This window comes from Tatumella ptyseos ATCC 33301 (assembly GCF_000735525.1).
Taxonomy (GTDB): domain Bacteria; phylum Pseudomonadota; class Gammaproteobacteria; order Enterobacterales; family Enterobacteriaceae; genus Tatumella; species Tatumella ptyseos.
The window spans coordinates 57,612-69,340 of sequence record NZ_JMPR01000004.1; the positions used below are offsets into that span (position 1 = coordinate 57,612).

Genomic DNA, 11,729 nt, shown 5'->3' on the forward strand with positions numbered 1-11,729 from the left:
GATTTCATCAGATGATTTACAGGGATGACAAGCCTGGATACTTTGAGTAAGTTGTCTGAAAGCGAAACTGTCGTTGTGACGGGCAAATTAAATGCCCGTCACGGGTCACGAAAATGGCCTCAATATCCGTCTGTGTCGCAAGCCACTCACAACCCTTTTCCAGCCCCATACCATATAACTGCGTTGAGTATATTTCGCCATCGATGGAGTACGGTGAAATCACGGTTACGCTCAGTAAATCGTTATCCAGCGGATAGCCACTGCGCGGATCCAGAATATGATGGTAATGGATCCCCTGATGGACGAAGTACCGTTCATACACTCCGGAGGTGACCACCGAGCCTTGTGATAATCTGATGCTCCCCAGTAATGCCTCAGGGCCGGCAAAAGGTACCTGTAGCCCGACCGACCAGCCATCAGAGCCGGGCGGGCTGATGGCCCGGATATTCCCCCCCAGATTGATCAGCGCGTGATCAACAGCCTGCTCCTGCAAGAAATCACAGATCTGATCAGCCATGTACCCCTTGGCAATCGCACCGGCATCGACAGACATCCCGGGCCGTGTCAGAAAGACTGAACCGGCTTGCGGATCCATACGGATCGCATGCGGATCGGTCAGCGGTAATAATTCAGCAATATCCGCCGCCGGAGGTACGGAATCTCCGCTGAACCCGATCTTCCAGCGCCGCACAAGCGGGCCAATCGCCAGGTTAAAACATCCGCCACTAAAACTGACCTCCCTGGCCCGCCAGAGCAGTGCAAATACCTGCGGTGGCACCACCACCGGGTGAGACCCGGCGGCACGATTAACAGACATCAGTGCGGAGTCCGGCCGGTTCACGGTCAGCAGGTCTTCCATCTGCTTAATCCGGTGGAAGACCTGACGCGCCAGATCCGGCTGATGTGCCGCCAGCTGCAGTTCAACGCGTGTCCCCATCATCACCGCCGAATAATGGTATCGGCCCGGGATCTCCGGCATACATTCTCCTGAAAGCTAGCGCCCGTGCCCTGTCAGGCTGAGGTGACGGCCGGTGAGTTCCGGTGTACCAGGGCATATTCCGCGGCGTTTTCACCTGCAATCCGGCCAAAGATCACAATATCTGCCACGGCATTACCGCCGATACGGTTGCCGCCATGGATCCCCCCGACAACTTCACCCGCCGCAAAAATACCGGCCAGTGGCTGCTGTTTTTCATCCAATACCTCAGTATGGGTATTAATCGTTACGCCGCCCATCGTGTGGTGTACGCCCGGAGCAATACGAATAGCATAGAAAGGCCCCTGGCTGACGGGCTGGCGCAGGGCTGTGGTGCGACCAAAAGGATCCGGCTGTTTCTTTTCAACGACCTGATTAAAACAGGTTAACGTCGCCTGCAACCGTGCGGCATCCATCCCCGTCTTTTCGGCCAGTGCTTCCGGGGTGTCGGCGCTCACCACAAACCCCCGCGAGAGATAGGTCTCAATAGCCTTATTCTGTTCACGGATTTGCTGATCAAAAACAATCCAGGCTGATTTTTCCGGCAGGCCGATGATCTTTGCAGAAACCTTATCCCGGGTGTCCATCTCATTGATAAATCGTTCGCCTTTCTGACTGACCAGAATAGCCCCGCCGCCACGGACAGATTCAGAAATCAGGTAAGAGGTGGTTTGTTCTACGGTGGGATGGATCTGTATCTCGCCCATATCCACTGTACCGGCACCGATGGACTGTAACAACGCGATCCCGCTGCCGGTCGCGCCGGGATGGTTGGTGGTCACAAATCCGGCCAGATCCGGGCGGTAACTGACCACCATCTCCTGATTGGCACTGAACCCGCCGGTCGCCACGATCACACTCTGGCACTGCACCCGGAAACTTTCCTGCTGCTCATTCAGTAAAGTCACCCCGGTAACCCGGCCATCTGCAGAGTCAATCGCACTGACGGTGGTATCCGTCATCATTTCAATGTCCGTGCGCTGCTGAATGTTTTTTAATAAGCCGCTGATCAGATAGCCCCCGACGGCTGAAGCATCTGCCGGGCGATGAGTACGATCGATACTCATTCCCCCTGTAATAGTGATATCACTCAGAACAATGTCATGCTTCGCCAGCCAGTCCACCGCCTGAGGTGCCTGTTCCACAAATTCATGCAACAACACGGTGTTATTTTTTCCGTGGCCGCCCTTCAGGGTTTCCTCATAAAACAGAGATTTACTGTCACTGATACCTTTCAGTGCCTGATAGCGGGTTTCGGCCGCGTTCATCCCTACCGAGGCTTTCAGCGTATTGCCGCCAGGTATCGGCATTTTTTCGACAATCAGCACGCTGGCTCCCGACTCGCTGGCCTGTATCGCGGCCGTCAGCCCGGCACCGCCACTGCCCACCACCACGACATCATAGTGTGCGACGGCCCCGCCATCACCGCCAGCCTGCTGTAAACGCTCTCTTGCGGATGACATCAGCACTTTGGCGACCACTTTTTTCACGGCTTCGCATTGTGTCGTGGCTCCGGTCACCGCATCCACATAAGGGCTGTTAGCGTCCAGGATCCGCGCGCGTAGCTCATTAAAATGGGTGGTAAATTCGATCTCAGCCGGTTCTGTGGTAGACAGTTCGAGATCTGTGATGCGATCCTCCGCCAGAGTGACCGTGATGCGGCATTCTCCCTGCTCATCATGTAAGGTTTCACTGTAGTGGCCGGGCATAAACTTCCCGCCCGCCAGACTCACATCGCGGACCATCGCCGCGACCTGGGGGAAGTACCACAAAGGCTCGGGAATAAATAAGGCTTCACGCTGAGTACTGTCGATGGCCAGCGAAAGAGTCTGCCCCTCTATGATCCTTGTGGCCCAGTCAGTGTAAGCAATACTGCCTTTCCCGACGGCGACCAGCGAGTAACCATGAGTCAGTGCCTGCGTGGTTTCCTGCTGGCTCAGCACACTGCCGACACCAATCACCGGGACACGAGCCAGTGCCGCGGTTCGCTTTGCCATGTATTTATCGATTAACGGCTCACTGTCTGCGGTATCGACCAGCGAACTGCGCAAAATATGGTTCATTGAGAAGTGCAGATAATCCAGCCCCTGGACAGCCAGCTTATCCAGCAGAAAGAGCGTATCGTCAAAACGGATCCCCGGTTCTTCGATCTCTTCAGGAGAAAAACGGTAGCCGATAATAAACCCTGGCGGCGCATACTGTTTTGCCATCTTTTGGGCCGTTTTCAGCACTTCCAGCGGGAAACGGGCCCGTTTTTCACGACTCCCCCCCCATTCATCATTTCGCCGGTTAGCATGCGGTGAGAAGAACTGCTGAATAAGGTAAGTATTCGCTCCGTGGATTTCAACGCCATCAAAGCCGGCCAGGATGGCCCGGTGGACCGCCTGCCCGAATTTTTCCACCATGTCCGCCACTTCCTGCGCTTTAAGCGCGCGGGGGGTGACAGCGCCTTCCCTTGGCATGGCGATAGCATCCGGGGCCACCGGCTGCCGGCCGCCAATCAGCATCGGTTCGCTCATTCGACCGCCATGATAAATTTGCAGAATTGCTTTTGAACCGCGCTCTTTGATAGCACTGGCGATGTTTGCCAGACCGTCGATTTTACTGTCTTTATCGATACCGATCGCCCCGGGGAATGCCGGGCCGTTATCTTCCACAAAGGCGCATTCAACAATAATGGCTGCAGCATCACCCGCACGCTGTCGATAGTATTCCACCAGCTCCCGGGTCACGCTGCCTTCATGAAAACCGGCACAGGTTGTCATCGGGGCCATTACCAGCCGGTTTTTTAAGGTCGTACCACAAGGAAGCGTCAGGGGATCTAATAGCTGCGGGTTACAATTCGTCATTATCTGCTCCGGATGTTCAGGACTATTTTCTTAAGGCCGTTATCGGAACCCCGTTATTCAGGTCATGTCCGATATCCGTATTCAAGCAAAAACAGAAGACACAAGTTATGACATAAATTAATTAAAGTGCAAAGGCAACAAAAAGGAATGATAAAATATTTTTCTGTTAACAGTTTTCACTCTCTTTTATTACAGAATAATATAGGGGGACAGTTATCATTAAAAGACTGAAAAACCATTAAAATCATCATGAAACCGTGTTTACTCCGGCCATCCCTCCGGGCAGGAAGGGCATCCGGCTGACGGTAAATAAGCAGGTAACTGATATAAAAGGCAATTACAAAAAATAATTTAAAAATAAAAAAATAGTTATATTTCATTGATCAGGATCAACGGTAAAAAAAAGAGATAATAGATCATATAAAAACTTTATCCGTTACGCAGATGATGTAACATGCTCTGCATAATAATAATTTTGCGTAAAGGCTATTCTGAACCACAGATACGTTCTGACACCGGAAACGCAATATATCTGCACGCTACTTCCATGACTATTCTAACTCCATACAGAAACTGACTATGAACGTAAAATCAAATGCAACTCAGCCCGCGACGGGAGTTCCCCCCGCCACCGGCAAAAAAAATCGTCTGATATTATTGCTCCTTCCCATCGTCGTCTCCCTTCTGCTTTTACTCGTCCCCGTGCCTGCCGGTCTGCCGCCTTATGCCTGGCATTTCTTCGCGGTGTTTGTAGGGGTCATCGTCGGGCTGATTTTTGAACCGTTGCCCGGTGCCGTTATCGGCCTGACCGGAGTGGTGGTTATCGCCCTCTTCAGCCACTGGCTCTTGTTCAGCCCGGAACAGCAAGCGGCACCAGGTTTCAAACTGGCAGGCCAGTCATTTAAATGGGCCGTCAGCGGATTTGGTAACTCAACCGTCTGGCTGATTTTCGGGGCCTTTATGTTTGCTGCCGGTTACGATAAAACGCAGTTCGGCCGTCGACTGGCACTGATACTGGTCAAATATCTGGGACGTCGTAGCCTGACTCTGGGTTATGCCATTACCTTCGCCGATTTGTTACTGGCACCGTTTACGCCCTCCAATACGGCGCGTAGCGGCGGGACTATCTACCCGATCATTGCCAACCTGCCTCCGCTGTATGGGTCCAAACCGAATGACCCCAGTGCAAGACGTATCGGTTCATATCTGATGTGGGTTGCCATTACTGCCGCCTGTATCACCAGCTCAATGTTCCTTTCCGCACTGGCTCCCAACCTGCTGGCGCTGGCGCTGGTGAAAAGTATTACCGGAATTACTATCTCCTGGGGGAACTGGTTTCTGGCCTTCCTGCCGCTCGGTATTATCCTGATCCTGGCGATGCCCCTGCTGGCCTATCTGTTTTATCCGCCGGAGGTGAAGATTAACGATGAGGTGCCCCGCTGGGCCACCCGTGAGCTGGAAAAACTGGGTAAGCTTTCACGTAACGAAATTCTGCTGCTGGTTTTTGTGTGCTGCGCACTGGCCATGTGGATTTTTGCCGCCAGCTGGATTGAACCTGCCATGGCGGCTCTGCTGGTGATCACCCTGATGTTATGGACCGGGGTACTTAACTGGAGCGATATCACAGGTAATAAAGCCGCCTGGAATACATTTACCTGGTTTGCAACGCTGGTTGCTCTGGCGGATGGTCTTTCTTCCACCGGCTTTATTGGCTGGCTGGGGAAAGAAGGCGGTGCACTGATGGGCGGTATCTCGCCGGGCGTGGCGCTGATTGTACTGGTGATTGCCTTTTATCTGCTGCATTACCTGTTTGCCAGTACCACCGCACATACCACTGCATTATTACCGGCTATGCTGACCATCGCCGCCACCATTCCGGGCATGAATATGCAGGTCTTTTGTCTGATGATGGTCACTTCGTTGGGTGTGATGGGCATTATCACCCCTTACGGGACCGGGCCTAGCCCGATATACTACGGAAGTGGCTATTTGCCTACCGTAGACTACTGGCGTCTGGGCACCATTTTTGGTGCTATCTTCCTGGTCGCATTACTTGTCATCGGCTACCCCTGGATGATGATGATCTTCGGATAACAGCGTCGTTTTTATCGCTGCAGGTATTTATGTCAATGAGCCTCTCCCGGCCCCGGCAACGTATCGGGGACCGGGAGAGAATTTCCATTACCATCGGTATTTTGCGAAACATAGCAGCAGCCCGTCGGCTGCTCTTTAAGTGAGAAAACATGTCAACTATCCCTTTTCATTATCAGGACCCGTTTCCTGTCTCCAAAGATGACTCCGACTATTACCTGCTCAGCAGCGATTATGTATCAGTCGCTGAATTTGAAGGGCAGGAGATCCTGAAAGTCGCCCCGGAAGCACTGACTCTGCTCGCTCAGCAGGCATTCCATGATACTTCGTTTATGTTGCGCACCGCCCATCAGCAACAGGTGGCCGATATCCTTGATGACCCGGAAGCCAGCGAAAATGATAAATATGTTGCGCTGCAGTTTCTGCGTAACTCCGAAATTGCTGCCAAAGGTATCCTGCCTTCCTGTCAGGACACCGGGACCGCGATCATCGTCGGTAAAAAAGGTCAGCGGGTATGGACCGGTGGCGGGGATGAAGTCTTTCTCAGCCAGGGCGTGTTCAATACTTACCAGCAGGATAACCTGCGTTATTCCCAGAATGCTGCGCTGGATATGTACCAGGAAGTGAATACCGGCACCAACCTGCCGGCACAGATTGATCTCTATAGTGTGGATGGCGACGAATATAAGTTCCTGTGTATTGCCAAGGGGGGCGGTTCTGCCAATAAAACCTATCTGTACCAGGAAACCAAAGCCCTGCTCAGCCCGGGTAAACTCAAGGATTATCTGGTCGGGAAAATGCGTACCCTGGGTACCGCAGCCTGTCCGCCTTACCACATTGCCTTTGTGATCGGCGGGACATCCGCAGAGAGCACCCTGAAAACCGTTAAACTGGCTTCCGCCCATTACTATGATGGCCTGCCGACCGAAGGCAATAAATATGGTCAGGCGTTCCGCGATGTTGCGCTGGAACAGGAACTGTTGGAAGAAGCACAGAATCTCGGTCTGGGGGCACAGTTCGGCGGCAAATATTTTGCCCACGATATCCGTGTGATCCGTCTGCCTCGCCACGGTGCTTCCTGCCCGATCGGTATGGGCGTCTCCTGCTCGGCTGACCGTAATATTAAAGCCAAAATTAACCGTAAAGGACTGTGGATAGAAAAGCTGGAACACAACCCGGCACGCCTTATTCCTCAGGCCCTGCAGAATGCTGAGGAAAGCACAGTCGTCAGCGTCGACCTGAACCGGCCGATGAAGGAAATCCTGGCTCAGCTCAGCCAGTATCCGGCATCGACCCGTCTTTCGCTGAACGGGACGATTATCGTCGCACGGGATATCGCCCATGCAAAACTGAAAGAACGCCTGGATAACGGGGAAGAACTCCCGCAGTACATCAAAGATCACCCGGTCTATTACGCCGGCCCGGCGAAAACACCGGTCGGTTATGCCTCCGGTTCACTCGGGCCAACCACTGCCGGACGAATGGACTCTTATGTGGATTTACTGCAGTCCCACGGCGGCAGCATGATTATGCTGGCCAAAGGGAACCGCAGCCAGCAGGTGACAGATGCCTGTAAAAAACATGGCGGATTTTATCTGGGCAGTATCGGGGGACCGGCAGCGGTGCTGGCACAACAAAGTATTAAGAACCTGGAATGTGTCGAGTATCCGGAACTGGGTATGGAAGCGATATGGAAAATTGAAGTTGAGAATTTTCCTGCTTTTATCCTGGTGGATGATAAGGGTAATGATTTCTTTACCCAAATTCTGCAAAATCAATGTGGCGGATGTGCAAAGTCTGCCTGATCTCCTGCGGCCGGTGGGTATCACCGGCCGTTATCGCAATATCGGATAACTATTTTCCTCCGCATCATATTATTCTCTGCATCGCTTTTTTTAATGGCTGTCATCTGCCATGCTTTAAAGTGATAACCACATCACCGAAAGGAGACCTTCATGAGCAAGATTAAAAGCTACGCCGCCGCCGAAGCTGGCGCAGCACTGGAACTGCAGGAATTTGATGCCGGTGAACTTGCTGCCGAAGATGTTGAAGTCACGGTTGAGTACTGTGGTATTTGTCATTCCGATCTGTCGATGATTGACAATGAATGGGGCATATCTCAGTACCCTCTGGTTGCCGGTCACGAAGTGGTTGGCCGCGTCAGTGCCCTGGGGAGTGCTGCAGAGAACAAAGGCCTGAAAGTCGGCCAGCGCGTCGGGATTGGCTGGACAGCACGCAGCTGCGGATATTGTGATGCCTGTATCAGCGGCAGTCACAGTAACTGTAAACAAGGCAGTGTGCCGACTATCCTGAACCGTGGTGGCTTCGCTGAAAAAATTCGTGCCGACTGGCAGTGGGTGATCCCGCTTCCGGAAGCGCTGGATATCGAATCTGCCGGTCCGCTGCTGTGCGGCGGGATCACGGTATTTAAACCCCTGCTGCAACATCACATCACGGCAACCAGTCGTGTCGGTGTGATTGGTATCGGTGGCCTGGGCCATATCGCCATTAAACTGTTGCATGCCATGGGCTGTGAAGTTACCGCTTTCAGCTCATCGCCGTCTAAAGAGCAGGAAATTCTGGGAATGGGTGCCGATAAAGTGGTTAACAGCCGCGATCCGGAAGCCCTGAAAGCCCTGGCAGGACAGTTCGACCTGATTATCAACACCATTAATGTTGATCTGGACTGGATGCCGTACTTCCAGGCACTGACCTACAACGGAAGCTTCCATACCGTGGGTGCCGTGATGAAACCGTTTGAAGTGCCGGCCTTTACGCTGATTGCCGGTGACCGGAGCATTTCCGGGTCATCGACCGGCTCTCCGCATGAGTTACGCAGCCTGGTAAAACTGGCTGCCCGCTCCGGTGTGAAGCCTCAGACCGAGCTGTTCCCGATGTCAAAAATCAATGAAGCTCTGCAGTATGTACGTGACGGTAAAGCCCGTTACCGTGCGGTACTGAAAGCGGATTTCTGACCGCGACCCGGCCCGGCATCCTGCCGGGCCTTTCGCATTATTCTGCTGACTTTCCTGCCCGTTCGATGGCTGCCATCGCCTGATACAGCGTTTCTGCCGTCACTTCCACCGGCAACAGATGAATGGTCTCCCGCGGGCGTAAGGTATGCGCGATCACTTTATCCATCTCTTCACGATCTGACAGACAGACACCCAACTCCGCCAGCGTGACCGGCAATTTCAGTTGGTGATAAAAGTGCAACAGCTTACGGATATCCTGCTGCTGATTCAGTAAGGCCGACTGGACCAGAATGCCATAAGCCACCTTAATACCGTGCAGAATACGGTGGGTTTGCGGCAATACGGTCAGCCCGTTGTGCACAGCATGTGCAGCAGCGACACGGGTGAAACGTTCACCCAGCCCGCCTATCAGCCCGCCACCGGCAATAATCGCATCCACCACCGAGATAAAACGCGGGGTCAGTGTACCCTGTTGCTGATCCCGCAGGGCAGCAGCACTGTCACTGAACAGCAGGTCACGCAGACCTTCTGCCATTTTCAATGCCGTCTTTGCCAGGTAAGGGACACTGCTGGCGGTTTCATCCGGCAGCAGCACCCGGGCTTCATACCATTTCGCCAGGGTATCGCCGATACCGGCCAGCAGGTAGTCGGCCGGCGCGTTCAGAATAATTTCCGGCTCCACCAGCACCAGATGGTTAGACTGTTTAAAGATTTCATAACCAATGTTCTCTCCGTGGGCGTTGTACCACACCGAGAGCGGCGTCCAGGCAGCACAGGTGGCTGCAATGGTGGGAATAAGTACCACCGGTAATTTCAGACGATCCGCCAGTGCTTTTGCACTGTCCATCACGGAGCCGCCCCCGATACCGATAATCACTTTCCGGTGGTCCCCGGCCTGCGCCAGTAACTGGCTGATTAAAGGTTCACTGCAATGTTCACGTATGCAGTGCTTTCCGGCCGAAGGCAGAGACCAGGCGGCCGGAAGAAAAGACTCTGTCGCCGCAATCGCCCGTTCACCATAGATCCAGAACGCCTGCTCCAGGTCTGCGGCGGAATAAAAATTTTCCAGCTCGCGCAATGCCCCCGGGAAGCAGTAATAATTGGCCGGTCCCGGTACGACCTGTATTTCGGTAAATGGCATCTCAGACTCCCCCGACAGGCTGTGTATTTTCATGTTTTACAGATGAATAATCTTCGGCATCCACATCATACCCTGACGGCTCCCAGCGAATGATCAACAACGCCAGCAGGCCGATGACCGGTGATAATGCGATAACCCAAAACAACCCGGTGTCCAGGGTCGCGGTCAGGATAGGGAACAGAAACAGTGCCAGCGTCGAGCTGAAACGCGTGATCGTCTGGTTGAAACCGACACCCACCCCACGAATCGACGCCGGATAACTGAGCGATGCGTACACCATGGTATGCGCGCCCGGCCCGAAGCCCTGCCCCAGCAGAAAAAGTGCCAGGAAAGCACAGCAGGCAACGGCCTGTGCGGTATCTTCCGGACGTCCGGACAGCGCCAGACCCAGCAGCGCGACCAGTTGGCAGGTATACCCGGCAATCGTCATACTGCGCGACCCCAGTTTCGGAACCAGACGAACAGCGGCCAGTCCGCCGGTAAAGGCAAACAGCAGGTTCAGTGCCAGAGAGACCAGGATAGTGGTCAGCATCGATTGTTTAAACAGGGTCGAGATAATAATCGGCAGTCCGAACGCGATAGCCGCATAAGCAAACGGCGAAACAAAAGACATCACGCTGTTCAGCACTGTACGTTTCAGATAGTCGCCCTGCAGTAATACACCGTAGCTTTTCCAGCCGGTGGTACGCCGTTTCAGACCACTTTCCGGGTGTAACGCCGCCTCTTTTCCGACGGTGGCCGGGATATTATAGGCCGTCTGCAGGATCCTCGCCGCAGAGGTTAAATCCCCCTGTTGCGCCGCCCAGACCGGCGATTCGGTCATGTAACGTTTACGCACCGTCAGGATCACCAGCGCCGGTACCGCCCCGAAGCCCACGATATACCGCCACAGGTATTCGCTCTGACTGGCGGGCAATGAATAGAATAGCCCGAGCACCAGCAGATACGAGACCGAGATGGCCGCATACCAGGTCGGACACCACATCGCAATGCTGGAAGCCTTATTTCCCCGTCCCTTCAGCCGCGAGAATTCGGCCAGAAAGGCCATAGCGACCGGTAAGTCGATACCAATCCCCAGCCCCATAATAAAGCGGCTGACGCCAAGGACTTCGGCATTCGGTGCCAGCGCTCCCAGCAGGGCGGCAAACACAAAGAAAAACATATCGGCCATAAACACACGGTAACGGCCGATTTTATCGGTGAGATAACCCCCGATGACGGCGCCGACGATGGCCCCGAGAGTAATGGCAGAAACCACCATCCCGATACCTTCCGGACTCAGTCCGAACTGCCGGGTAATGTCTTTCACGCCGAATGCCAGCGCACCTAAATCATAGGCATCCAGGAAGACACCACCGAGTGCGATGGCCACGATGATCCGGGCATTGCTTCTGGCATGCGTTGAGTTATTGACCAGCCGGCTGACATCTGCCGCGCTACGAAGAGTGTAATTATTCTCTGGTGTGGAGCTACCTGACGATCCGTCAGCTAAATGTTGAGTCATAGTTTGCGATGTTTATCAGTGATATTTTATGAGAAGAAAGGTTGTTTAGACGTTTGGACGTCTCAATGTCCAGATTTCCATATTTCCTGAAAAACCGCAAGTCTTTTACCCTCTCCGCCGTGCCGTTCCCCTGCCCTGAAACCTGTGCTTCCGGTGAGAGTATGACCGGTCCGCGTGCACCGGAATAAAAAGA

7 protein-coding genes are annotated in these 11,729 nt (G+C 53.6%); 3 read left to right on the forward strand and 4 right to left on the reverse strand.

Features of this window, described 5'->3' with window-relative positions:
* Window positions 1-16: 16 nt before the first annotated feature.
* Together GTPT_RS00390 and GTPT_RS00395 are read right to left on the reverse strand one after the other, a co-directional pair.
* Window positions 17-979, reverse strand: a complete 963-nt coding sequence (locus GTPT_RS00390; protein WP_051170803.1) for an FAD:protein FMN transferase — start codon at window positions 977-979, stop codon at window positions 17-19.
* Between the two features lie 32 nt (window positions 980-1,011).
* Window positions 1,012-3,825 (reverse strand): flavocytochrome c, encoded by a 2,814-nt coding sequence (locus GTPT_RS00395; RefSeq protein ID WP_029990663.1) that lies wholly within the window; start codon window positions 3,823-3,825, stop codon window positions 1,012-1,014.
* A gap of 579 nt (window positions 3,826-4,404) precedes the next feature.
* On the opposite strand from GTPT_RS00395, the gene GTPT_RS00405 reads away from it, so the two are divergent.
* The 3 genes from GTPT_RS00405 (at window position 4,405) to ahr (ending at window position 8,891) form a co-directional block, all read left to right on the forward strand.
* Window positions 4,405-5,919, forward strand: a complete 1,515-nt coding sequence (locus tag GTPT_RS00405; RefSeq protein WP_025903974.1) for an anion permease — start codon at window positions 4,405-4,407, stop codon at window positions 5,917-5,919.
* Window positions 5,920-6,068: 149 nt separating this feature from the next.
* Window positions 6,069-7,721 carry a class I fumarate hydratase FumA gene (gene fumA, locus GTPT_RS00410; RefSeq protein ID WP_029991130.1) on the forward strand — a complete coding sequence of 551 codons (1,653 nt, stop codon included), beginning with the start codon at window positions 6,069-6,071 and terminating at the stop codon, window positions 7,719-7,721.
* Between the two features lie 150 nt (window positions 7,722-7,871).
* On the forward strand, window positions 7,872-8,891 hold the full coding sequence (gene ahr / locus GTPT_RS00415; protein WP_025903972.1) for an NADPH-dependent aldehyde reductase Ahr: 1,020 nt from the start codon (window positions 7,872-7,874) through the stop codon (window positions 8,889-8,891).
* A 37-nt stretch (window positions 8,892-8,928) separates the two neighbouring features.
* Here ahr and GTPT_RS00420 read toward each other — a convergent pair whose 3' ends face one another.
* On the reverse strand, window positions 8,929-10,032 hold the full coding sequence (locus tag GTPT_RS00420) for an oxidoreductase (protein WP_029991131.1): 1,104 nt from the start codon (window positions 10,030-10,032) through the stop codon (window positions 8,929-8,931).
* Window position 10,033: 1 nt separating this feature from the next.
* Window positions 10,034-11,536 carry an MFS transporter gene (locus GTPT_RS00425; protein WP_051170881.1) on the reverse strand — a complete coding sequence of 501 codons (1,503 nt, stop codon included), beginning with the start codon at window positions 11,534-11,536 and terminating at the stop codon, window positions 10,034-10,036.
* Window positions 11,537-11,729 lie beyond the last annotated feature (193 nt).